This window comes from Luteibacter pinisoli, from assembly GCF_006385595.1.
Lineage (GTDB): Bacteria > Pseudomonadota > Gammaproteobacteria > Xanthomonadales > Rhodanobacteraceae > Luteibacter > Luteibacter pinisoli.
This window is the reverse complement of the sequence record NZ_CP041046.1, coordinates 4,117,090-4,140,764: the sequence shown is the minus strand read 5'-3', so window position 1 is coordinate 4,140,764 and position 23,675 is coordinate 4,117,090. Positions and strand designations below refer to the sequence as shown.

General features: G+C 67.0%; 21 protein-coding genes. 9 read left to right on the top strand and 12 right to left on the bottom strand.

From position 1 onward, the window contains the following. Positions 1-1,194, top strand: a complete 1,194-nt coding sequence (locus tag FIV34_RS18850; RefSeq protein ID WP_139985040.1) for a class I SAM-dependent methyltransferase — start codon at positions 1-3, stop codon at positions 1,192-1,194. Here FIV34_RS18850 and FIV34_RS18845 read toward each other — a convergent pair. The 3 genes from FIV34_RS18845 to FIV34_RS18835 are packed head-to-tail and all read right to left on the bottom strand — an operon-like array spanning position 1,163 to position 5,470. Then, complete coding sequence (locus FIV34_RS18845) at positions 1,163-2,413, bottom strand: multifunctional CCA addition/repair protein (RefSeq protein WP_139985039.1); 1,251 nt, start codon at positions 2,411-2,413, stop codon at positions 1,163-1,165. The two genes, FIV34_RS18850 and FIV34_RS18845, sit on opposite strands and share 32 nt — an antisense overlap. Positions 2,414-2,433: 20 nt before the next feature. After that, a complete protein-coding gene (locus tag FIV34_RS18840; protein WP_139985038.1) occupies positions 2,434-3,375 on the bottom strand; it encodes a complex I NDUFA9 subunit family protein in 942 nt (313 codons plus the stop codon). Between the two features lie 16 nt (positions 3,376-3,391). Further along, complete coding sequence (locus tag FIV34_RS18835; protein WP_139985037.1) at positions 3,392-5,470, bottom strand: transglycosylase SLT domain-containing protein; 2,079 nt, start codon at positions 5,468-5,470, stop codon at positions 3,392-3,394. 145 nt (positions 5,471-5,615) lie between these two features. Between FIV34_RS18835 and FIV34_RS18830 the strand changes: the two genes are divergently transcribed. After that, positions 5,616-7,253 carry a glycoside hydrolase family 17 protein gene (locus FIV34_RS18830; protein ID WP_139985036.1) on the top strand — a complete coding sequence of 546 codons (1,638 nt, stop codon included), beginning with the start codon at positions 5,616-5,618 and terminating at the stop codon, positions 7,251-7,253. Here FIV34_RS18830 and FIV34_RS18825 read toward each other — a convergent pair. From FIV34_RS18825 to FIV34_RS18805, 5 genes are all read right to left on the bottom strand, one after another. Continuing rightward, positions 7,239-7,616, bottom strand: coding sequence for a hypothetical protein (locus tag FIV34_RS18825; protein WP_139985035.1), 378 nt, complete (start codon positions 7,614-7,616; stop codon positions 7,239-7,241). The genes FIV34_RS18830 and FIV34_RS18825 overlap by 15 nt on opposite strands. A gap of 8 nt (positions 7,617-7,624) precedes the next feature. After that, positions 7,625-8,434: an endonuclease/exonuclease/phosphatase family protein gene (locus FIV34_RS18820; protein WP_139985034.1), complete on the bottom strand. Its 810-nt coding sequence runs from the start codon at positions 8,432-8,434 to the stop codon at positions 7,625-7,627. 82 nt (positions 8,435-8,516) lie between these two features. Beyond that, positions 8,517-9,185, bottom strand: a complete 669-nt coding sequence (locus FIV34_RS18815; protein WP_139985033.1) for a thiol:disulfide interchange protein DsbA/DsbL — start codon at positions 9,183-9,185, stop codon at positions 8,517-8,519. Positions 9,186-9,210: 25 nt separating this feature from the next. Continuing rightward, entirely contained in the window at positions 9,211-10,086 is an 876-nt protein-coding gene (locus tag FIV34_RS18810; protein WP_139985032.1) for a thiol:disulfide interchange protein DsbA/DsbL, read from the bottom strand. Positions 10,087-10,163: 77 nt separating this feature from the next. Then, positions 10,164-10,973, bottom strand: coding sequence for a c-type cytochrome (locus FIV34_RS18805; protein WP_246058678.1), 810 nt, complete (start codon positions 10,971-10,973; stop codon positions 10,164-10,166). A gap of 178 nt (positions 10,974-11,151) precedes the next feature. Between FIV34_RS18805 and yihA the strand changes: the two genes are divergently transcribed. After that, positions 11,152-11,796: a ribosome biogenesis GTP-binding protein YihA/YsxC gene (gene yihA / locus FIV34_RS18800; protein ID WP_139985031.1), complete on the top strand. Its 645-nt coding sequence runs from the start codon at positions 11,152-11,154 to the stop codon at positions 11,794-11,796. 14 nt (positions 11,797-11,810) lie between these two features. Here yihA and FIV34_RS18795 read toward each other — a convergent pair whose 3' ends face one another. Next, positions 11,811-12,299, bottom strand: a complete 489-nt coding sequence (locus FIV34_RS18795) for a GAF domain-containing protein (protein WP_139985030.1) — start codon at positions 12,297-12,299, stop codon at positions 11,811-11,813. A 76-nt stretch (positions 12,300-12,375) separates the two neighbouring features. On the opposite strand from FIV34_RS18795, the gene bioD reads away from it, so the two are divergent. The 3 genes from bioD to dcp all read left to right on the top strand — a co-directional run bounded on the left by bioD (position 12,376) and on the right by dcp (position 15,710). Continuing rightward, entirely contained in the window at positions 12,376-13,047 is a 672-nt protein-coding gene (gene bioD, locus FIV34_RS18790) for a dethiobiotin synthase (RefSeq protein ID WP_139985029.1), read from the top strand. Positions 13,048-13,084: 37 nt separating this feature from the next. Continuing rightward, entirely contained in the window at positions 13,085-13,423 is a 339-nt protein-coding gene (locus FIV34_RS18785; protein ID WP_139985028.1) for a hypothetical protein, read from the top strand. 103 nt (positions 13,424-13,526) lie between these two features. Further along, entirely contained in the window at positions 13,527-15,710 is a 2,184-nt protein-coding gene (gene dcp, locus FIV34_RS18780; RefSeq protein ID WP_139985027.1) for a peptidyl-dipeptidase Dcp, read from the top strand. A gap of 46 nt (positions 15,711-15,756) precedes the next feature. Here dcp and FIV34_RS18775 read toward each other — a convergent pair whose 3' ends face one another. The 3 genes from FIV34_RS18775 to putA all read right to left on the bottom strand — a co-directional run bounded on the left by FIV34_RS18775 (position 15,757) and on the right by putA (position 20,494). Beyond that, positions 15,757-16,365, bottom strand: a complete 609-nt coding sequence (locus FIV34_RS18775) for a hypothetical protein (RefSeq protein ID WP_139985026.1) — start codon at positions 16,363-16,365, stop codon at positions 15,757-15,759. A 138-nt stretch (positions 16,366-16,503) separates the two neighbouring features. Continuing rightward, positions 16,504-17,052, bottom strand: a complete 549-nt coding sequence (locus FIV34_RS18770) for a hypothetical protein (protein ID WP_139985025.1) — start codon at positions 17,050-17,052, stop codon at positions 16,504-16,506. 256 nt (positions 17,053-17,308) lie between these two features. Further along, positions 17,309-20,494, bottom strand: coding sequence for a bifunctional proline dehydrogenase/L-glutamate gamma-semialdehyde dehydrogenase PutA (putA, locus tag FIV34_RS18765; RefSeq protein ID WP_425462900.1), 3,186 nt, complete (start codon positions 20,492-20,494; stop codon positions 17,309-17,311). Positions 20,495-20,605: 111 nt separating this feature from the next. Between putA and FIV34_RS18760 the strand changes: the two genes are divergently transcribed. Genes FIV34_RS18760 through ctaD form a run of 3 tightly spaced genes read left to right on the top strand, consistent with a single transcriptional unit; the run spans position 20,606 to position 23,675 of the window. After that, entirely contained in the window at positions 20,606-21,088 is a 483-nt protein-coding gene (locus tag FIV34_RS18760) for a DUF2244 domain-containing protein (RefSeq protein WP_211352662.1), read from the top strand. Between the two features lie 19 nt (positions 21,089-21,107). Beyond that, positions 21,108-22,010, top strand: coding sequence for a cytochrome c oxidase subunit II (coxB, locus tag FIV34_RS18755; RefSeq protein WP_139985023.1), 903 nt, complete (start codon positions 21,108-21,110; stop codon positions 22,008-22,010). A gap of 51 nt (positions 22,011-22,061) precedes the next feature. Continuing rightward, on the top strand, positions 22,062-23,675 hold the full coding sequence (ctaD, locus tag FIV34_RS18750) for a cytochrome c oxidase subunit I (RefSeq protein ID WP_139985022.1): 1,614 nt from the start codon (positions 22,062-22,064) through the stop codon (positions 23,673-23,675).

Genomic DNA, 23,675 nt, shown 5'->3' with positions numbered 1-23,675 from the left:
ATGAACGACCGACTCCCTGAACCGGGCGCCGATGAGCGCGCCCACTCCGAGCACCTGACCGGTCTCCTGCGCGAAGAGATCGCCGCGCACGGCCCCATGCCCTTCTCGCGCTTCATGGAGCGCTGCCTCTATACCCCCGGCCTCGGCTACTACAGCGCGGGCAAGGCCAAGTTCGGCGCGGAGGGTGATTTCATCACCGCGCCCGAACTGGGCACGCTGTTCGCGCGATGCGTGGTACGGGCCTTCGAGCCGGTGCTGTCATCGCTCGGCGCCGAGGCGGACTTCATGGAGATCGGTGGCGGCAGCGGCGCCTTTGCCGAAGCCGCCCTTCAGGCCCTGGACGCGGCGGGGAAGTTGCCGCGCCGCTACATGATCCTCGAGCCCAGCGCCGACCTGCGCGACCGCCAGCACGCCCGCGTGCACGCCAACCTGCCACCGGACGTCGCCCGCCGGGTGACCTGGCTGGACGCCCCCCTGGAAGATGAGTGGGACGGCGTGCTCTTCGCCAACGAAGTGATCGATGCCTTGCCGACGACGCGTTTCACCACGCGCGACGGCGAAGTGTACGAAGAGTACGTGGTGCTCGACGGCGATGGCCGCTTCATGCGCACGGACCGCCCGGCCGACGTGCTGGTCAACGGCGCCGTGCGTCACGTGGAGCGCGATCTCGGCCGCGAGTTCGAAGCGGGCTATCGCACCGAGATCCTCCCGCAGCTGCCGTACTGGATCCAGGCGGTGGCGGGCACGCTGCGCCGCGGCGCCATGCTGTTCGCGGACTATGGCTACGTGCGTGGCGAGTACTACATGCCCGAGCGCACCGATGGCACGCTGCGTGCGTTCTACCGCCACCGCGCGCACGGCGACGCGTTCTTCCTGCCGGGCCTGCAGGACCTGACGGCGTCGGTGGATTTCACCGCGCTGGCGGAAGCCGGCAATAGCGCGGGTTTTGGCGTGGCGGCCTACATGCCGCAGGCGCAGTTCCTGATTGCCGCGGGCATGCAGGAGTTCTTCGAAGACGATTACCTCGCCCTCACCGACGAGGCGGCGCGCTACCGGCTGTCGCAGGAAGTGAAGAAGCTGACCCTGCCGGACCAGATGGGCGAGCGTTTCCAGGTGATGCTGTTTGCGAAGGACATCGATGCCTCCGCGCTGCCCGCTGCCGTCATGGCTGCGGACCAGGGTGCCCGGCTGTAGGTTTCGTAACGGCGGCGATCGCCTGGGCCTGGGCCTTTTTCATGGCCTCGCCAATGGCGGGGCCTTCCAGGCCGGCCTCGACGAACGGCTTTGAGGTGACGGCCGCCGCGGCGGCACGGCAGGCGCGCAGGAAACCCGCTTGCGGGTAGTCGTCGTTCTCGTGGCCAAGGCGGCCCCGCTTGTCGGCCATGCAGGCCAGCAGGAAGGCCTCCAGCCGTTCGGGGCGGCGTAGCGCGCCCAGGGACTCCAGCAGCCGGAGCACCGTCGCCGGCTTCAGTTCGAAGGCCTGGTGGGCGTTGAGGTGGTGCCTGCACACCATCTCCGCCATGAAGGCGAAGTCGGCGGGCACTTTCAGTCGCGCGGACAGCGCCTGCACGGGCTGGATCCCGCGCTGCTCGTGCATGATGTGGCGCGGTAGCACGTCGGCCGGCGTCAGCGCCTTGCCGAGGTCATGCGTCAGCGCGCAGTAGCCGACCAGCGCATCGCCCGGCGCCAGCGTGGCGGCCGCATGCAGCACCATCTCGACGTGGATGCCCGTGTCGACTTCCGGATGGAACTCCGGCCGCTGCGGCACGCCGTACAGCGCGTCGACCTCCGGGAACAGGACGCGCAGTGCGCCGCACTCGCGCAGCACGCGCACGAACACCTCGGGCATCGGTTCCGCGAGCGCCTTGCGCGTTTCGGCCCACACGCGCTCGGCGACCAGGTGGTCCACCTCGCCGTCATCGACCATGCGCCGCATCAGCGCCATCGTTTCGTCCGCCACGCGGAAACCCAGCGGCGCGTAACGGGCCGCGAAGCGCGCCACGCGCAGCACGCGCACCGGGTCTTCGACGAAGGCAGCGGACACATGCCGGAGCACGCGCGCTTCGACATCGGCCACGCCGCCGTACGGATCCACCAGGTGGCCATCGTCGTGCTGCGCGATCGCATTGATGGTGAGGTCGCGGCGTTCCAGGTCCTGTTCGAGCGTGATGGACGGCTCGGCGTGGAAAGCGAAGCCGTGGTAACCCCGGCCGGTTTTCCGTTCCGTGCGGGCAAGGGCGTATTCCTCCTTGCTGTCGCCATGCAGGAACACGGGGAAATCCTTGCCCACGGCCCGGTAGCCGGCGGCCAGCATCGCCTCGGGCGTGGCACCGACCACCACCCAGTCGCGATCAACGACGGGGCGGCCGAGCAGTTGGTCACGGACGGCGCCGCCGACGAGGTAGATCTGCATGGGTGCCTTGCGTGCGTGGATCAGGGGCGCCGGCGGCTGCGCGCCTCGTCGAGGCGGCGCTGGCGGACCGGCTGGCTCAGCAGGCGCGGAAGCCAGGCCGAGAGCGATTGGGGCACGATACCGAGCCGGGCGAGCCCGTCAACCGTGCCGACGGAATCCGTGCGCAGGCTGAGGAAGTTATCCGGGGTGAAGGGCTTGCCCGGGACGAACTGCGCCACGGCCGCCTGCAAGCGGCCCAGTGCATCGGGCATGGGTAGCACGAGGCGCCGCCGGCCACGCGCGTCGCGGATGCCGCGCACGATATCCACGAGGGTCCACACCTCCGGCCCGTAGAGCTCGAAGGTCTTCAGGACGGACAGCGAAGGATCCGCGACGCAGCGCGCGATCGCCTCGGCGACGTCGCCCACGTAGACCGGCGCCATCTTCGCTTTCGGCCGCGGCAGCGGCATGGCCGGGGCCAGGCGAAGCAGCGCGTCGAAGCGGGTGACCAGGCCATCGCCGGGCCCAAAGATCGTGCTCGGTTCGTAGATCGTCCAGTCCAGCGTCGAGCCCTTCACCAGGCCTTCGGCGGTGCCGCGCGACTTCAGGTACTTCGATTCACCGAGGCCGGCCTTCAGCGAACTCATCTGGTGCAGGCGATGCACGCTGGCGCGCTGGCAGGCGTCGATGACGGTGCGGGTCAGCCCGACATGCACGCGTTCGAAGGTCTGCTTGCCCTGCTCGTTGAGGATGCCGACGAGGTTGATGACCGCGTCGGCGCCCGCGAAGTGCTTGCGCAGGCTCATCACGTCATGGATGTCCGCCGTGGCGACCGTGACGTTGCGGCCGACGGTGGCATGTCGCTGTGCCTGGCGGTTGCGCGACAGCAGCAGTAACGCGTGGCCGTCCGCCGCAAGGCGCGGCACCAGGGTGCGCCCGACGAAGCCGGTGCCACCCAGGATGACGATGCGTTGCGGTTTCATGCCGGCCTCCGGGTGATCAATGCTGCGGTTCCGCGGCGGCCGGCGCAGAGGACGCGGCAGCGGGCGCGGCTTCCATCACGGCCGGTGCCGTCTGCGGCGCGGGTTTGGCTACGGCGGGCGCCGGGCAGGTCACCTGCTTGCGTACCGCGCCGGCCGTCGGCAGCGTGTAGGGCGTGCCGATGCGGGTCATGCGCGAGCTGATCGGCAGGGCATTGCCGTTGAGGCGCCAGTCGTAGATGACGGCGAAGGCCATCACCCGGGCGACGTATTCGCGGGTTTCCTTGAACGGGATGCTGGCGACGAACAGCTCGGGATCGAGCGTGCCGCGCGCGTCCACCCACTGGTCCACCTTGTAGGGGCCCGCGTTGTACGCGGCACTGGCCAGCCACGGCGCGCCATTGAAGCGCTGCGCCATCTCCGAGAGGTAACGCGTGCCGAGCACGATGTTCGTGCCGGGCTCGTACAGGCTCTCGCCGCCGCCCCAACCGAGGCCATTCTTCTTCGCCACCGTCGCGGCCGTGCCGGGCAGCAGCTGCATGAGGCCACGGGCATCCGCGCCGGAACGCGCATCGCTCATCCACGCGCTCTCCGCACGAATGATCGCGTACGCCCACGGTGCCTCGATGCCGGCCTGGCTGGCCTGTTCCACGACGCCATCCTGGCGCGCCAGCGGGAAGCGCTGTTCGTAGATGCGCAGTGCGTCGCCCGAGGAGAGGGTAAACACGGCGCGGTCGTACCAGCCCTTGCGGAACGCGAGGTCGGCGGCGAGGCGCTGGGTCTCGGCGTCGCGGCCATTCAGGCCGGCGGTCCATTCGCGGCGGGCGAGCTTCTGCAGGCCCACGGCATACAGCTCGAACGCGCGGTCCATCGCGGGCTCGGCAAGCAGTGCCGCCTCACGGGTTTCGTCGGTGGCCGGCGTCGACGGGCAGATGGCGTACGCGGCGTTCACCTTGTCCGCGGCGAGGAAGCCAAAGTACGTCGCCTCCTGCGACACCGAGCGGAACGCCGACGCGGCATCCGACTGGCGGCCGAGGTGGGTCAGGACGACGGCCCGGAAGTAACGCCATTCGCCATCGGCTTTCTGCGAGGGCGCCAGCGCGTCCAGCGCGGAAAGCGCGGCGGTCCACTCCTGCCGGGCAAGCGCCACGCGCACCCGCCATTCACGGGTCGCATCCGTCTGCGCGGCCGGCGACAGCGCGGCCAGGCGATCCAGTGCCGTCTCGTCGAAGTCGGTGGCGTGGAACAGGGCGATGGCGTTCTCGACGGCGCCGCGCTGCTGCTCGGTAAAGGCGAAGCGCGAGCCAAGCTGGGCCCATGCGCTGTCCGCCACCGTGGACTGCTTGCGCGCCGTGCGCTGCAGGGCCAGCGTGATGGCCTTGCGCTCGCGCGGCGTATCCGGCCACGTCGCCGCATCACGCAGCGCGCCGGCCGGGTCGTTCAGGGCCTGGGCCAGGTGCTGGGCGGAGGGGACATCGGCGGGTGCCAGCCACGGTGCCAGCGAGGCGATGGTGCCGCCCTTGCCGGCATCGGCGGCGATATCGATGCGCGACCATAGCCGGTCGGGCGTCAGCAGGCCCTGGTCGTGCGCCGCGCTGATCACCGGGTCGCAGCTGTTCGGCAGGCTGGCCTTGCGCCACAGGTCGGCGAGGTCCGTATCGAACACCAGCTTCTCGCCGCGCGACAGCTTCGCCTGCAGGTTGAAGCAGGTGAGCGAATCGCCCAGGCCCGGCTGGTACATCGCGGTGAACGACGGCCAGTCCTTGCGCCGGGCCAGTTCGCCGAGGAAATCACGGCGCAGGTCGGCGGCGGGGATCATGCCCGGGTTACGGCGCAGGTAATCGTCCACGCGGGCGCTATCCAGCGTGCGCAGGTCGTGCTCGAGCGCGGCGGCCTCGATGTACGGGTAGATCGAATAGTTCTCGAGGCCCGTGGCCTGGGCGCGCCACGCGTCGCCACCCTGCTGCGTCGCCGTGGCATAGGCCTGGCGGAAGCGGGTGCGCTGGGCATCGGTGCCTTCGGCCCGGGTATCCAGGCTGGTACCCAGCGCGCAGGTGGCGAGGACAAGGCCGGCCAGGCGGCGAAACACAGGGACCATCGGGATTCCTTCACGAAAACGTCCGCCGCATTGTAGAGCAAGGCCATGCGCAAGCCGGATGAACGGCAGCGCGTCGCGGCAATCGCGTCGGAGCCCCCGGGCCGTTAAGCTGGCGGGGTTTCCCTCGCGTGATCCCTGGAACGGCATGCCGCCACAAACCGCCCTCGTACGCTTCGCGCGCCCGCTCGCATGGATCGTCCTCGTCGCCGCCGCCGTGTTTGGCGCCGCGTACTGGTATCTGCTCGGCCGCCCGGTCACCTTGCCGGATTCGCCCACCGCGAAGATCGCCTGCGTGTCCTACGCGCCGTTCCGCCTGAAGGGGGAGACCCCGTTTGATCCCAGGGCTTTCGTGCCGCCAGAGCGAATCGAAGCCGACCTCAAGGCCCTCTCGCAGCGCTTCGACTGCGTGCGCACCTACTCCATGGGGCAGGGCCTGGGCGCGGTGCCGGATATCGCGGGCCGCTACGGCATGAAGGTGCTGATGGGCATCTGGCTGGGTCGCGATCCCGTGGCCAACGAGCGCGAAGTGCAGCTGGGCATCGCCGCGGCAAAGCGCGACCACGACAGCCTGCGTGGCATCGTCGTCGGCAACGAGGTGATGCTGCGTGGAGAACTTTCTGAGAAAGCGCTCGCCGCGTACATCGCGCGGGTGAATGCGGCCACCGACGTACCGGTGACCTACGCCGATGTCTGGGAATTCTGGGAGCGCCACCAGGCGCTGGCCAAGGTCACCGATTACCTCACCATCCACATCCTCCCGTACTGGGAAGACGAGCCGGTGGCGCCTGAAAAGGCCGTGCAGCACGTGGCCGACGTGTACCAGCACATGAAGGGCGAGTTCGCTGGCAAGCAGATCATGATTGGCGAAACCGGCTGGCCCAGCGAAGGCCGCACGCGGCGCGACGCCAGCGCCAGCCTGGTGAACGAGGCGCGCTACGTGCGCGAGTTCCTCAATTACGCGGCGACGGTGGACATGCCGTACAACGTCATCGAAGCGTTCGACCAGCCGTGGAAGCGCGACCTCGAAGGCACCGTCGGTGGCTACTGGGGCATCTTCGACGTGGATGCCCAGCCGAAATTCCCGATGACCGGCCCGGTGGTCGAAGAGCCGCGCTGGACATGGGCGATCGCCGCGGGCGCGGGTGGCGCGCTGCTGTTCCTGCTGGCGGGTGCCTTTGCGCGTCGCTGGCACGGCGCGGCTGGCTGGGTCGCACTGGCGCTGGCCGGCTTCGCCAGCGGTACGGCGCTTGCCGCGCACGCCCGCCTGCTCCTGTTCGCCTGCCGCACGACACTTGAATGGGCGACCGGTATCGGCGTGGGTGTGATCGCGCTGTTCACCGCGCTGACGCTGGCGCGCGCCGTGGCGTCACGCCTGGCCTCGCCGGTGAACCTTGCGGCCGTCGCGCCGCCCGCTGTCGAGCGTCGCCGTCTTGGCATCACGTACTCCGATGCCTTCACGCCGCAGCGTTTCTTCTGGATGTTCGTGCTGGCGCTTTACGCCATCCTGATGGTGTTCAACGGCCGCTACCGCGATTTCCCGGTGGGCCTGTTCGCGCTGCCCTGCGTGGGCTTCCTGCTGCTGGCGCTGCTGCGCACGCGCGAGGATGTGCTGCTGCCGCTGGTCGAGGAGCGCCTGCTGGCGCTGATCATCGCCGGCCTGGGCGTGGCGGTGGTGGTGCAGGAACTGGGTGCGAACGTGGTGTCGTGGGGCTGGATGCTGCTCAGCTTCGCGCTGGCGCTCCCGGTGCTGAGCGCCTGGCGGGCCGCGTCACGCGCTCGCTAGCCCCGGCTGGCGGTCGGTCTGCACGCGCACCAGGCGCAGCATGCCGACCAGCAAGGCCAGCGCGCCGCCTTCGTAGCAATAGAGCTGCAGCGCCAGCACGCCGATGCACGCGGCCAGCGTAGCGATACCCACGCTTCGCCAGACGAGCGCGAGCAGCGCGACGACGATGGCGGCGTAGCCATAGCCGTACGACAGGAACCCCTGCACGACGAGATCGCGCGCGCCGCACCACCACAGCGCATTGCCTTCACAGGCGTGCTGCATCTCCTGCGGCTCGATGAGGCCGTAACGGAGCAGGGCCGCGGCGGCGGCCGCGATAACGATGACGGCCCAGGGCAGGGCAGCGCGCAGGCTGGGTTTCATGGAGCGGGTTACCTTGGTTGCGTCGCGCCGGCCGCGGCGGCGAGGGCCATGGGCAGGCGGATTTCAGCGGCGAGCGGCAGATGATCGGAGAAGGCACGGGGCAATGTCCACGTGCGATCCAGCCGGATGTCGGCCGAGGTCAGGATATGGTCCAGCGCGCGCCGGGGCTTCCAGCTCGGGAAGGTCGGCGTCAGCACGCCTGGCGGCTGCAGCGACGTCTTGTTGAACAGCATGCGCATTTCCGGGCTATGCGGTTCGGTGTTCAGGTCGCCCATCAGCACCGCATGCGGGTACGGCGCGAGCAGTTCGGCAAGGAAGGCCAGCTGGCCCATGCGGGCGGCCGCGCCCAGCGAAAGATGCGCAATCACCACCACCAGCCCTTCGGTGCCGTGGCCGAAGCGGACGAACAACGCGCCACGGCCCTTGATCCGGCCTGGCAGCGGATAGTCGATGACCTCGGTGGGCTCGATGCGGCTGAGCAGGCCATTGGCCGAATGCGCCACGCGCACCATCGGCCGGTTCGGCTGATGGCTCCAGTACGGCATGCCCGCGGCTTCGGCGATGTAGCGCGTCTGGTTGAGGAAACCCGAGCGCAGGCTGCCCGCATCCGCTTCCTGCAACCCGACCAGGTCGAAGTCGTGCAGCAGTTCGGCGAGCGAATCGAGGTTGGCGAGCTTGGAGGGGCCCGGCAGTACGGCGTTGACGCTGCGGGTGAAGTAATCACTGTACCGCTGCACGCTGGCGCCGGCGAGGATGTTGCAACTCAGCAGGCGCAGGGTGCGCTCGGGAGCGGGCGTGGCGTTGTCGGCGCGGTTCATGGCGGGGATGGGGTACTCATGCGGCCATAGGGGCCAGAGGATGCCCCCCGCCGCGTGAACGGGGGGCATCCGCCAGGGGCGCTTACTTGACGCCCTGGATCTCGCGATTGACCAGGAACTTGGTGACGTCGTTGAGCTGGTCAAAGCTCTCGATCTGCTTGCTGCGGTACTTGCCGTCCACCACGAGGGTGGGCGTGCCGTCGATGCCCCAGCCCTGGAATCGCTTCACGTCAGCGAGGATCTGGTCGCGCACTTCGGGGCTCTTGGCAATCGCCAGGAACTTCGCCGTGTCGACGCCGGCCGTCGTGTGATACCAGTCGGCCAGCTCCTCGATCGTGCGCAGCGGATAGTGGTCCGTGTGGATCGCCTTGAACAGCGCCGCATGGGTCTTCGCCAGCACGTTGAGCTTCTGCGCGGCGTAGAACGCCTGCGCATACGGCAGCCAGGCATCGTTGAAGGCCGCCGGCACGGCGCGGAAGGTCACGCCCTTGGGCAGTTCCTGCTGCAGCTTTTCGGCGTATTCCTCGTAATGGGCGCAATGGATGCAGCCATACGAGAACACTTCAATCACTTCCACCTTGCCGTTCGACGCATAGCGGCCGGGGGTGTCGGTGGCCACGTATTCCTTGCCCTCGGTGAAGCTGGCCGCCGGCGCCGCGGCCGCAGCCGGCGCGCCGTTGCCATTGCCGCCCGCCGAGCAGGCGGTGGCCATGGCCAGGCCGAGGAACAGGAACGAAAGACGCTTGATCATCGATATCTCCGTATAGAAGCCCGGGTTACTTACCCGCGGCTTCCTTGCTGATGAGCCACTGGATGAGTTCCACCGACTGGGCATAGCCACCCGCGCTGTTGGGCGTGAGGCGGTACTTGCCGTTGACCACGATGGTCGGCGTGCTATCGACCTCGTAGGCGCGGATCAGTTCATCGGCGCGCTTCATCTTGGTGTTGATGGTGAAGGAGTTGGCCGTGGCGACGAAATCTTCCGGCTTCACGCCGAACTTCGCGTAGACCTTGGCCACGTCGTCGATGGTCGGCCAGGCCGACTGCGCCTTCGGCTTGTTGGTCTGCATGTCGATGATGCCCAGCTCGCCGGACTTGAAGACGGCATCGAAGATGGCATCGTGGCTCTGCTTGTCCACGCCCAGGGCCTGCGCGGTGAGGTAGGCGCGCTGGAGCAGCGGCCAGTTTTCGTCCGGGCGGAACGAGGCCGGGGTGTAGGTCATCACCGTGCCGCGCGGCAGGGCCTTGGCCATGTCGTCGACCACGCCGTGGTACTGGAAGCAGGCCGGGCAGCCGTACGAGAACACCTCGGTGACCTCGATCTTGCCGGGGCTGCTGGTCGGCTGGGCCGGGTCGATGCGGAAGTAGTGCTTGCCTTCGACCCACTTGCCTTCGTCGACGAAGGGCTTGGGCGCCGGGCGGGTGTCATTGGCGTCGTCCGCCGCGGCCGGGGCGGGCGTGCTGGCGGCAGCCGCGGTGGCTGCGCTGGCCGGCGCCGCGGTGGTGGCCGGGGCGGCCGGGGTGGCGGGCGCCGGAGCCGGCGTCGTCGCGGCCGGGGCCGGGGTGCTGGCCGGGGCGGCGTCGTTGTTACCGCCGCCACAGGCGGCAAGAGCAATCAGGGTGGCGCAAAGCAGGGGCAGGCGCAGGCGCATCGGGGAGTCCTTATCTCGCGTTCTTAAAAAGACGAACGGGCCCGCAGGCCCGTCCGATCACGCCAACTTTAACGCCTTCACGGGCCTGCGGGTGCGGCCGCCGTCGTCGGATCGTTGGTGTGCAGGCCTTCGAGATAACTTGCGACGGCCGCGATGTCCTTGTCGTCGAGCTTCTGCGCGATCGGCATCATGATCTTCGTATGAGGATCATCGGAAGGCTCGGTGCTTTCCTTCCATGCCTTCAGGCGCGACGCGACGTACTTGCTGTGCTGGCTGGTCAGGCGCGGGTACTGCGCGCCCGGGTTGCCGGCGCCGTCCGGGCCGTGGCAGGCCATGCAGGCCGGGATGCCACGGTCAGTATCGCCCTGGCGGTAGAGGGTTTCGCCCTGCTTGACCAGGGCCTGGTCGGCCACGCCGGGCAGCGGCTTCTGCGTGGCGAAGTACGCGCCGATGTCATGCATGTCCTGCTCGGACAGCGCCCCGGCAAAGCCGGCCATGATCGCGTTCACCCGCTTGCCCGACTTGAACTGGGCCAGCTGGCCGGCGATGTACTGCTCGCTCTGGCCCGCCAGGCGCGGGTTGGCCGGGTCGGTGGAGTTGCCGTCCATGCCGTGGCAGGCTCCACAGACGGCGGCCTTGCCCTGGCCCGCCGTGGCGTCACCCGGCTTCACCGGGCCGGCCGGCGAGGCATTGGCGGCGACGGTGGGCGTCTCGGCCTTCGGCATGCCGGGCGTGGCCGGGTCGGCGGCCGCGTTGGCCCCGGGCTTGGCGGTGGTGGTGGCCGGCGCCGGCGATGAGGCCGGTTTGGCGGGACTGGCGCTCTGTGCGGCAGCGACAGTCATGAACAGCGTCGCGGTGATGGCAGCGGCGGCGTGCCGAAACGTCATGGGTTTCTCCACAAAGGAATACATCCGGACTGGGGCGCACTCCCCTTGGCGCCTCATTCAAACGATTATGGAGGTGCCGCCGACAAACGGTCAAACCAATCGCCGCAGGCGGCGTGGCGCCACATCGCATACACTGCCGGGCCTCCGCTTTTGCTGCCCTTCGGGCTGGCCAGGTCCCATGTCGTCGAATGTGCTCAACGGCGCGCGCTTTACGCTCGCCGCCAACGAAATCACCCAGCTGCCCTTTGACTCCGGCGCGGAAGTGGCCTTCGCCGGCCGTTCCAACGCGGGAAAATCCAGCGCGCTCAACGCGCTGACCGGCCACAACGCCCTGGCGCGGACGTCGAAGACGCCCGGCCGCACGCAGCTCATGGTGGTGTTCGACCTGCCGCCGCTGAAGCGCGACGGCGACGAGCCGCTGGTGGCCCGGCTGGTGGACCTGCCCGGTTACGGCTATGCCAAGGTGCCCGAATCCATGCGCGAGCACTGGCGCCGGGAGATCGATGCCTACCTGAAGATGCGCCGCAGCCTGCGCGGCATCGTGCTCATCGTCGATATCCGCCATGAGCTGAAGGACTTCGACCGCACCATGATCGATTTCTGCGCGGCCACCCAGCTGCCGTGCCACGTGCTGATGACCAAGGCCGACAAGCTCTCCCGCGGCCAGGCCTCCAGCGCGCTGGAAGGCCTGCGCAAGCAGTTCCGCGAGAACAAGGTGCCCGGCACGGTGCAGATGTTCTCGTCGCTGACGAAAACCGGCGTGGAAGAGGCGCGCGCCCGCGTGCTCGAACTGCTGCACACGCCGCGCGCCCACGAGCTCTAAGCCACGCGTGGTGCTTAGCCGATGGCCTTCATGAAGGCCGCGGCGAGGGTTTCCATGCCGCGCTTGTCGTCTTCGTCGAAGCGGCCGACCAGGGGGCTGTCCACGTCCCACACGCCGAACAGGCTGCCGTCGGCGTGGAACAGCGGCACGACCACTTCCGAATTCGAGGCCGCGTCGCAGGCGATGTGCCCGGCGAAGGCGTGCACGTCGTGGACCAGCTGGGTCTCACCCGTCTGCGCGGCCGTGCCGCACACCCCGCGGCCCAGCGCGATGCGGATGCAGGCCGGCTTGCCCTGGAAGGGGCCCACGACCAGCTCGTCGCCGTCGAACAGGTAGAAGCCGGCCCAGTTGAGGTCGGGCAGGGCGTCGTAGACCAGGGCGGCGAAATTGGCCGCGTTGGCAATCATGTTCCGCTCGCCATGCATCAGGCCCGCGGCCTGCTCCGCCAGTTCGGCGTAGAGGGTGGCCTTGTCGTCGGTGGCGATTGCCCTGGCTTCGTACATGGGAGGTCCTGCGTTCTTCGGGGGAGGCAAGCCGTGTATGGTGCCACGTCCCCGCTTCCGCAAGGCTGCTGATCCCATGCCGCAACACCTTTTCGTGGCCGGAACCGATACCGGTATCGGCAAGACCCACGGCACCCAGGCCCTGATCCACGCCTTCCGCCAGGCGGGTGAGCGGGTGGCCGGGATGAAGCCGGTCGCCAGCGGGTCGGCACGCACCCGCGAGGGCCTGCGCAACCAGGACGCCCTGGACCTGCAGGCCGCCAGCGACCCGCGCCCGCCCTATGCCCTGGTGAATCCCCTGGCCATGGAGGCTGCCGTATCGCCTCACCTGGCCGCGGCCCAGGAGGGCGTGGCCGTGGGCTGGGAGCCGCTCGACGCGGCCTTCGACGCCCTGCGCCGGGACTACGACCGGGTGGTGGTGGAGGGTGTGGGCGGCTGGATGGTGCCGCTGTCGGACACCCTGTCCGCCGAGGCCATCCCCCAGCGCTGGCAGCTCCCCGTGGTCATGGTGGTGGGCATCCGCCTGGGCTGCATCAGCCACGCGCGCCTCACCGCCAGGGCCATCGAGGCCGATGGCTGCCGGTTCGCCGGCTGGATCGCCAACCTGGTGGAGCCGGACATGCTCCTGCGCGATGAAAACGTCGAAACGCTGCGCCGCCTGCTTCCCGGCCCGTGCCTAGGCGTGCTGCCCTGGCGCGTCGCACCGGCCGACGCGGCGATGCTTCTCGACCTCGCGCCGTTAGGCTGACTTTTCATTCACGGTCGTGGCCTTAAAGATCATTCCCATGACGACGTATTTTCTTTCGGTAAAAGACATGGCGAAGGCAAAGGGTCCCGACCCGGAGCTTTCCTTCCAGGGCATCGGCCCGGACAAGCTGGCAGCGGACATCGCCGATGCCATGCGCAGCGACAGTCTGTTCCAGCGCTGGCGGGCCAAGCAGCCCGAGCCGGACGAGGTCGATCCCAGCCTGGGCGCGACCGACCCGGCTGCCACGGCAACCGGCGAACTCAGCGCTGGTGACCGCCACGACGTGAAGCTCACCACCAGCCTGCCGATGCGTCTGGTGAAGCATCGTTTGAATCTTCTCATCGGCAACAGCTGGGAACTCCGCGACACCCAATAAGCGCCGCAGTGCAGCAACTGGCGTAGTACCTGTGGCGGTTGTCCCCGGCGCCCTGCCACGGCTAGAGTCCCTGCTTTCCAAGACGCCAGGGGACCGCCTGTCCATGAAGGTACGCACGCTCGTGATCGCCACTTCGATCGCCCTCACCACGGCCTGCTCGTCGTCGAACGACGCCGACAAGGCCGCCGCCCCGGCCCCCGCCAGCACGGCCCCCGCGCATCCGGCCACCACGGCGGCCGCGCCGGTCGCCCACACGAACCCGCTGCTCAGCGAGAGCACGCTGCCGTTCCAGGCGCCGCCGTTCGACAAGATCACCGATGCCGACTTCCAGCCGGCCATCGAAGAAGGCATGAAGCAGGAGCTGACCGAGGTCGAGGCCATCGCCAATTCGGCCGATGAGCCCACCTTCGAGAACACCATCGTCGCCCTGGAAAAATCCGGCGTGCTGCTGACGCGCGCGCAGATGGTGTTCGGCGCCCTCACGGGTGCGAATACCAACGACACGCTGCAGAAGGTGGAGGAGGACGAGGCCCCGAAGCTCGCCGAGCACAGCGACGCCATCTACCTCAACGACAAGCTGTTCAAGCGCATCGAAACGCTTTACACCAAGCGCGATTCGCTGAACCTGGATCCGGAATCGAAGCGCCTGCTCGAAGTGAAGTACCAGGACTTCGTGCATGCCGGTGCCAAGCTCTCCGAGGCGGACAAGACCCGCCTGAAGGAGATCAACAAGGAAGAATCCACGCTCAGCACGCAGTTCACCAACAAGCTGCTTGCGGCCACCAAGGCCGCCGCGCTGGTGGTGGACGACAAGAAGGCGCTGGATGGCCTCTCCGACACGGATATCGCGTCGGCCGCCGACGCCGCCAAGGGCCGCAGCATGGAAGGCAAGTACGTCTTCCCGCTGCAGAACACCACGCAGCAGCCCGAGCTGCAGTCGATGAACGACCGCGACACCCGCGAGAAGCTGTTCAAGGCCTCGTGGGAGCGCGCCGAGCATAACGACGCCAACGATACCCGCGACACCGCCGCCCGCATCGCGCAGCTGCGCGCCGAGCGCGCCAAGCTGCTGGGCTTCAAGAACTACGCGGCCTGGAAGCTCGACGACCAGATGGCGAAGACGCCGGAAGCCGCCGAGAAGTTCATGGAGCGCCTGGTGCCGGCCGCCGTCGCCCGCGCCAAGTCCGAGTCGAAGGACATCCAGGACGTGATCGACCAGGAGAAGGGCGGTTTCCAGGTGCAGGCCTGGGACTGGGATCACTACGCCGAGAAGGTGCGCAAGGCGAAGTACGACCTCGATGAATCGCAGGTGCGTCCGTACTTCGAGCTGGATAACGTGCTGCAGAACGGCGTGTTCTACGCGGCCAACCAGCTTTACGGCATCACCTTCAAGGAGCGCAAGGATATCCCGGTGTACCAGCCGGACGTGCGCGTGTTCGAAGTGTTCGACAAGGACGGCACCTCCATGGCGCTGTTCTACTGCGACTACTTCAAGCGCGACAACAAGAACGGCGGCGCCTGGATGGACAACTTCGTCGGCCAGTCGCACCTGATGGGCACCAAGCCCGTCGTGTACAACGTGGCCAACTTCACGAAGCCCTCCGCTGGCCAGCCGGCGCTGCTGTCGTGGGACGACGTGACCACCATGTTCCACGAGTTCGGCCACGCGCTGCACGGCATGTTCTCGAACGCGAAGTACCCGTCGCTGTCGGGCGCCAACACGGCGCGTGACTTCGTCGAATTCCCCTCGCAGTTCAACGAGCAGTGGGCGTCGGATCCGAAGGTGTTTGCGAACTTCGCCAAGCACTACCAGACCCACGAAGCCATGCCGGCCGAGCTGGTCGCCAAGATCAAGAAGGCCTCCACCTTCAACCAGGGCTACGCGATGAGCGAGCTCATCTCCGCGGCCCTGCTCGACATGCAATGGCACATGCTGCCGGCCGATGCGCCGAAGCAGGACGTGGACAAGTTCGAGGCCGATGCGCTGAAGAAGGTGGGCTTCACCCTGGTGCAGGTACCCCCGCGCTACCGCAGCAGCTACTTCCAGCACATCTGGGGTAACGGCTATGCGGCGGGCTACTACGCCTACCTGTGGACGCAGATGCTCGACTCGGATGCCTTCGAGTGGTTCAAGGAGCACGGCGGCCTGACCCGCGAAAACGGTGACATCTTCCGCGACAAGATCCTCTCGCGTGGCAACACCGTCGAGCTGGGCAAGCTCTACCGCGACTTCCGCGGCAAGGAGCCGAGCATCGAGCCGATGCTCAAGGATCGCGGCCTGAAATAAGCTGAAGGGGCCCCGGAAGGGGCCCTTTCCTTTTGTGCGCGTTTCCTCAAGGCTCCAGCGCAATCCGCTCGATACACAACGTGCCACCCCGCCATACGAGGCCCTGTAGCTCATTGAGTTCTGTCTGCGAGCATTGCAGCGAGCTCCAATCCTCCCGCCCAGGCATGCGAGGGGCCGGTTGCTTCGCGAAGTCCGCGTGCCACGCTTCCTTGAAGGTGCCATGCGTGACGAAACCCACGTGCGTATCGGCACCCAGGTTGGTGGTACTCAGGTCGCAGGTAACCTTGCCGTACGCGTGCCGGAAGAGAATCGCGCAGTCATTCCGGTAACCCTTGTTACCCATAAGAAAACACCGTCCGCCCGCGCTATGGACCAGCAAGGCGCTGCTCCCGGTGACGATGACCAGTTCCTCGAACGCTACGAACGACTCAGCGGCGATGCTGGTGAATGGCGCCCGGGAAAATGGCACGTTGACGGACATCGAGCCCAGGTGGTGCCTGTCAAGGAGGGCCAGGATCTCTTTGATTCGCTTGTGTTCTGCAAGCAGGCGTAGCGCCAGCCGCCGCGGCGGGTCAGGCCGCCGGGAGATGGAAGGATGCTCGAACTTCAGGGATGCGTGCGCGGTACCGGGCGACATCATGTCGCTGTCCTCCATCCAGGTGGTGGACGCCGGGTACCGGCCGGCGTGTTTTCCAAACAGACTCTGATGCTTAGTGAGTCTTTGCAATATATCTTTTGTTGTAGTCCTGGAAACCGTGCCTCGTTCCGTATGCCGCGGCGCGGTCGGAAAGCATCAGATGACGGCGACTTCGGAGATCGCGAGTCGACCAGGTTCTTGCAACTCAATGCTGGCCTGGGAGAAGCTGGTGGACCGATTGTCGAGATGGGAGGAGTCGATCTGGATGACGCTCCTGCCTCGCGGGACCACAAAGCGGCCAGTATCAAAGACGGGCACGCCATCGTTTACCGCGATAAGCACCCAGAGGTCCACCGTGAACTCGGCGTTGAACAGGTTCTCGACCGTCCAATAGGCACCGCTGTAATCGCGGTCGAGGGCGAAGGTTACCGACGCGTCGTTGCCGCTCACATAAGCCAGCTCCATGGCGCGAGCGTTGATCCCGAAGCTTGTGTGAGTGAAGTCTCCGACGATACCGGCACCACCGGTGCAGCCGAAGTTCAGAACCTGCGGCACGCCGCTAAACTCGTTATAAAAATATACGCCGGGGGGGTAAACCTTCCCCGCCGTCACGTTGTTGAATGACACGATAAACGCGAGTGGCTTGTTTCCGCCATGTGGCGCCGCCTGATGCTGACCTGCCTTGGGCCAAAATAGTTGTTTCACGGTGGCACTCCTTGTCGTGGTGAAAGGGTCGGTGCGGCGCACCATCTGCGCCGCACCGGACGCTGTCGTCTGCGTCACGGCCAGTCTAATGGCGCGCAGTCGAGCGCGGCAGTCTCGTGAGAACGGGCGGTTTCGCGGTCAAACAAGCGCTTCGGTTGGCGTTGCCGATTCAACCCCCATCTTGTAGCCGGCGGCGAAAAAAAACCGCGCCTCTAAGGGCGCGGTTATGGCGGTCACGGAAGTGACCTGCTAACGACTACTCGCCGATCGTCAGCAGCGAAGCGTTGCCGCCCGCGGCCGTGGTGTTGACGGTGAGCGTGCGCTCGCCAGCGAAACGCAGCAGGTAGTGCGGGCCACCGGCCTTCGGGCCGGTGCCGCTGAGGCCTTCGCCGCCGAACGGCTGCACGCCGACGACCGCGCCGATCTGGTTGCGGTTGACGTAGCAGTTGCCGACCTTTGCATGCGACGAGATGTAATCGATCGTGTCGTCGATGCGGCTGTGGATGCCGAGGGTCAGGCCGAAGCCGGTGTCGTTGATCTGCTGGACCACCTTGGCCAGGTCCGCGCCCTTCCAGCGGATCACGTGCAGCACCGGGCCGAAGATCTCGCGGGTGAGCGTTTCCAGCGACGGGATCTCGTAGGCGCGCGGCGCGAAGAACGTGCCGTTGCCGGTCGATTCCGGGAGCGCGACTTCGCCGATCTTCTTCGCTTCGCGATCCATGCGCGCGGCATGTTCGACGAGGATCTGGCGTGCGTCTTCGTCGATCACCGGGCCGACGTCGGTGGAGAGCAGGCCCGGGTCGCCGACCTTCAGCTCGGCCATGGCGCCGGCGAGCATGTCGATCACCTTGTCGGCGATGTCTTCCTGCACGAACAGGATGCGCGCGGCCGAGCAACGCTGGCCCGCGGACTGGAACGCCGAGTTGATGACGTCCTTGACGATCTGCTCGGGCAGCGCGGAGGAGTCGGCGATCATCGCGTTCTGGCCGCCGGTCTCGGCGATCAGCGCGGCGATGGGCGCGTTGCGGGCGGCGAGGGCGCGGTTGATCGCCCAGGCGGTGTCCGTCGAGCCAGTGAAGGCCACGCCGGCCACGCGCTTGTCACGGGTGAGGGCGGCACCGACGGTGGCACCGTCGCCCGGCAGGAACTGCAGGACGTCAGTCGGCACGCCGGCAGCGTGCAGCAGCTTCACGGCGGCGTAGCCGATCAGCGCGGTCTGCTCGGCCGGCTTGGCGATGACGGCATTGCCGGCGGCCAGGGCGGCGGCCACCTGGCCGAGGAAGATGGCCAGCGGGAAGTTCCACGGGCTGATGCAGACGAACACGCCGCGGCCGTTGAGGAACAGCTGGTTGCTCTCGCCGGTGGGGCCGGGCAGCTGCTCCGGCTGGCCGAACAGGCGGCGGGCCATCGTGGCGTAGTAGCGCAGGAAGTCGGCCGCTTCGCGGATTTCCGCGATGGCGTCCGGCAGGCTCTTGCCGGCTTCGCGCACGCACATGGCGATGAACTCGGCGCGGTTGTGCTCGAGCTGCTCGGCGGCGTGCTCGAGGATGGCGGCGCGGCTGGCGGCCGGCAGGCGGTCCCAGCCCGGCTGCGCGGCGACGCCGGCGGCCAGCGCCTTGTCGACCATCGCCTCGGTGGCGTTCTCGACGCTGCCGATGATGCGGCGGCGGTCGGAGGGATCGGTCACTTCCTGCTTCGTGCCGCCGGTGGTGCCACCGGCGACCAGCGGGGCGGCCGTCCAGGGGCCGGAGTGACGGTTGACGGCATCGGCCAGCTCGTTGAGCTCGTTGTCGTTTGCGAAGTTCATGCCCATGGAGTTCTTCCGGAGTTCGCCGTAGAGATTGACCGGCAGGGGAATACGGGGGTGGGGGATCGAGGCGAAGGCGCGCACGGTTTCGCACGGGTCGGCGACGAGGTCGCGCACCGGCACGCTTTCGTCGACCACGCGGTTGACGAAGCTCGTGTTCGCGCCGTTCTCGAGCAGGCGGCGCACAAGGTAGGGCAGCAGGTCTTCATGCGTGCCCACCGGGGCGTAGACGCGGCAGGGGACGTTGAGCTTGTCCTTGCCGATCACTTCCGCGTAGAGGTCCGCGCCCATGCCGTGCAGGCGCTGGTTCTCGTACGGACGGCCCTTTGCGATATGGTGGATCGCGGCGATGGTGTGCGCGTTGTGCGTGGCGAACTGCGGGTAGACCAGGTCGCTGCCGGCGTTGAACAGCCGATGCGCGCAGGCCAGGTAGCTGACGTCGGTGTTCGGCTTGCGCGTGTACACCGGGTAGCCGGATAGGCCATTTTCCTGGGCGCGCTTGATCTCGGCGTCCCAGTAGGCACCCTTCACGAGGCGCACGAACCAGCGGCGGCCGGTGGCGCGGGCCTTTTCCACGACCCAGTCGATCACGAACGGGGCGCGCTTCTGGTAGCCCTGGATGACGATGCCGAGGCCGTTCCAGCCTTCCAGCGTCGGGTGGGCGAAGACGTCGCCGATGATATCCAGCGACAGCTCCAGGCGATCGGTCTCTTCCGCATCCACGGAGAGCGCGATGCCGTTCTTGAACGCGAGCTGCGACAGTTCGAGCAGCTTGGCGCCCAGCTCGGCGCGCGCACGGGCGCGATTGCCAATCTCGTAGCGCGGATGGAGCGCCGACAGCTTCACCGAGATGGACGGCGCTTCCACGTTGCTCTTGAACGGGCCGCGGCTACCCAGCGCATTGATCGCGTCGCGGTAATCCTGCTGGTAGCGCTCGGCCGTGGCCTGGGTCAGCGCCGACTCGCCGAGCATGTCGTACGAGTAACGGTAGACCGAGTGTTCCTTTTCCTCGGAACGGTCCAGGGCTTCCTTGATGGTGCGGCCCATCACGAACTGGTGGCCCATGATGCGCATGGCCTGGCGCACGGCCAGGCGCACCACCGGCTCGCCCGCGCGGCCGACGAGGCGGCGCAGGGCGGAGGTGAAGTCGTGGCGGGTGTCTTCGGCCAGGTTCACCAGGTGCCCGGTGAGCATCAGGCCCCAGGTGGAGGCGTTGACGAACACGGACTCGCTCTGGCCCAGGTGGCGCTTCCAGTCCGCATCACCCAGCTTGTCGCGGATGAGCTTGTCGGCCGTGGCCTTGTCGGGGATGCGCAGCAGGGCTTCGGCCACGCACATCAGCAGGACGCCTTCCTCGGAGGAAAGGTCGTACTGGCGCATGAAGGACTCGACGGCGCTCTGGTCCTTGGCGCGGGCGCGAACCCGCGTCACCAGGCCGGCGGCCACGTCGATGACGTGCTCACGCTCGGTCGGCGGCAGGGTGGCCTGGGCCAGGAGGTCGTTGACGGCCTCGGTTTCGTCGCGCAGCCAGGCGGCTGTGATGCGCGCGCGCGCCGGCTCGGCACCGGTGGGGAGTTCGGGACTGAGGATGGACGGGTTCACGGATAGGGTTTGGGGGCGGGGGAGACCGCCCATTGTAGGTCAGGGCGCGCCTTCTTGCGTGTTGCCCTGCAAAAGCGCCCCCTAACCTTGCCGCATCCGGTTGGCCGCCCTATCATCCCAACGTTCCAGGCACGCCGGATTCCCATGTTCGTGCTTCGACCGACCGTCGCGGGTCATCCGCGCGTGGTGTGGCTTCGGCCCAATCGCGCGCTGGACAAGCGCGGCCTGCGTCGACTGATCATGGGGCTGGCGGCGATGGCCCTGGCGACCGCGGCGTTTGGCGCATGGCAGGGAAATGTGTTCGCCCCCCTGTTTGCGCTGATCGAAGCGTTCGTCGTGGGGTTCGCGCTTGGCGCGGCCTGGCGGGCCGGCGACAGGGGTGAACGCATTGCCATTGGCCTGGATACGCTGGAGGTTCGGCAGCTGCCCGGTCGACGTGTGCGCCATTTCCAGACATATTGGGTACGCATCAGGCTGGCGCCGGGGGAAGGTCGCCAGCGGCTCTTGATCACATCGCACGGCAACGAGCTCGAAATCGGCGCCTTCCTTGGGGAAGAGGAAAGGGCCGAGGTGTCAAGGAAACTCATGGTGCTTCTGTCCGAGGTGATGGATCAGTCGCGCAGGTAGGTTCATTAAAGGTGCAAACATGACATCTGGCGGCATCGGACGTTTGGTTTCGACGTGGACGGCAGGCGCGGTATCAGCCCTCGCGGGTGGGGCGGCCATGGCCAACCCCGAGCCCGACCAGCTCAACATGACCAAGGGCGCCGCGGAGTGGTCCCCTTATGGCATGCACATGGTGGCGCTGTGGGTCTGCGTCGTCATCGGCATCGTGGTCTTTGGCGCCATGTTCGTGGCGATGTTCCGCTTCCGTAAGTCGCGCGGCGCCGTCGCCGAGAAGTGGACGCACAGCACGAAGCTCGAAATCGTCTGGACGGTCATCCCCGTCATCATCCTGATTTTCCTGGCCAAGCTCGCCACCGGCGGCCTGACCAGCTTCGCCGACACCACCGGTTCGGAAATGACCGTCAAGGTCACCGGATACCAGTGGAAGTGGCGCTACGACTACGTCGAGTACAAGGGCAAGCCGGTCGACCGCGTGGGCTTCATGTCCAAGCTGGAAGAAAGCTCCGACCGCACCCGCCAGCTCAAGTCCAACCTCGACCCGGAGAAGATCCAGGTTGACGGTTACAAGACCTACCTGCTCGATGTCGACAAGCCGCTCGTGGTGCCGGTCGGCGTCAAGATCCGCTTCATCATCGTCGGCGGCGACGTCATCCACTCCTGGTGGGTGCCGGCGCTGGGCTGGAAGATGGACGCGATCCCGGGTATCGCCAACTCGGCATGGACCAATCTCAAGGAGCCTGGCGTGTATCGCGGCCAGTGCGCCGAACTCTGCGGCCAGGACCACGGCTTCATGCCCATCGTGGTGAAGGCCGTGCCGAAGGCTGAGTTCGAACAGTGGCTGGCCACCCAGGAAGACGAGGCGAAGGTGCAGAAGGCCGCACAGACCGCCCAGGCAACTCCCGCCACGGCCCCCCAGGGCTGATTCATCCGACGTCTTAGTCCGTTCAAGTCTTCAGGTAGAGGTGCAAGGCCCATGGCGCACGATGCCACCCACGACCACCACGATCACCACGGAGCGCCCCAGGGGTTCTTCCAGCGCTGGGTGATGTCCACCAACCACAAGGACATCGGCACGCTTTACCTGGTTTTCGCCCTGCTGATGTTCTTCATCGGCGGCGCCTTCGCGATGGTGATCCGCGCGGAACTGTTCAAGCCGGGCATGCAGCTGGTGCAGCCGTATTTCTTCAATGAAATGACGACGATGCACGCGCTGGTGATGATCTTCGGCGCGATCATGCCCTCCTTCGTGGGCCTGGCGAACTGGATGATCCCTCTCATGGTCGGCGCGCCGGACATGGCGCTGCCGCGCATGAACAACCTGTCGTTCTGGATCATGCCGTTCGCCTTCACCCTGCTGCTGAGCACCCTGTTCATGCCGGGTGGTGGCCCCGCGGGTGGCTGGACGATGTATCCGCCGCTGTCGCTGCAGGGCGAATCCATCGCCTACGTGGTGTTCGCGGTGCATCTGATGGGTATCAGCTCGATCATGGGCGCGATCAACATCATCGCCACCATCCTCAACATGCGCGCCCCGGGCATGGACCTGCTGAAAATGCCGGTGTTCGTGTGGAGCTGGCTGATCACCGCCTTCCTGCTGATCGCGGTGATGCCGGTGCTGGCGGGCGCGGTGACGATGCTGCTCACCGACAAGTACTTCCACACCAACTTCTTCAATGCCGCCGGCGGTGGCGACCCGGTGCTGTACCAGCACATCTTCTGGTTCTTCGGGCATCCCGAGGTGTACATCATGATCCTGCCGGCATTCGGGATCATCTCGGAAATCATCCCGACCTTCGCCCGCAAGCCGATCTTCGGCTATCGCGCGATGGTGTTCGCCATCGCCTCCATCGCGTTCCTCTCGTTCATCGTCTGGGCCCACCACATGTTCGCCGTGGGCCTGCCGATGGGCGCCGAGATCTTCTTCATGTACGCCACCATGCTCATCGCGGTGCCGACGGGCGTGAAGGTGTTCAACTGGGTGAGCACGATGTGGGGCGGCTCGATGACCTTCGAGACGCCGATGCTGTTCTCCATCGCGTTCGTCATCCTGTTCACCATCGGCGGCTTCTCCGGCCTGATGCTGGCGCTGGCCCCGGCTGACTTCCAGTACCACGACACGTACTTCGTGGTGGCCCACTTCCACTACGTGCTGGTCACCGGCGCCGCCTTCTCGATCATGGCCGCCGCGTACTACTGGCTGCCGAAGTGGTCGGGCAACATGTACAGCGAGACCTGGGGCAAGATCCATTTCTGGTCCAGCGTCATCTCGGTGAACGTGTTGTTCTTCCCGCAGCACTTCCTTGGCCTGGCCGGCATGCCGCGACGCATCCCGGATTACAACGTGGCCTTCGCCAACTTCAACATGATCAGCTCCATCGGCGGCTTCTGGTTCGGCGCCTCGCAGCTGATCTTCCTCGGCGTCATCGTCCACTGCGTCTACTTCTCGAAGAAGAAGGCGGCGGACCGCTCGTGGGAAGGCGCCAAGGGCCTGGAGTGGACGGTGCCGTCGCCGGCGCCCCACCACACCTTCGATGTGCCGCCGGTCATCCATGATGACGAGCTGGCGCACGGCCATACGGACCACTGA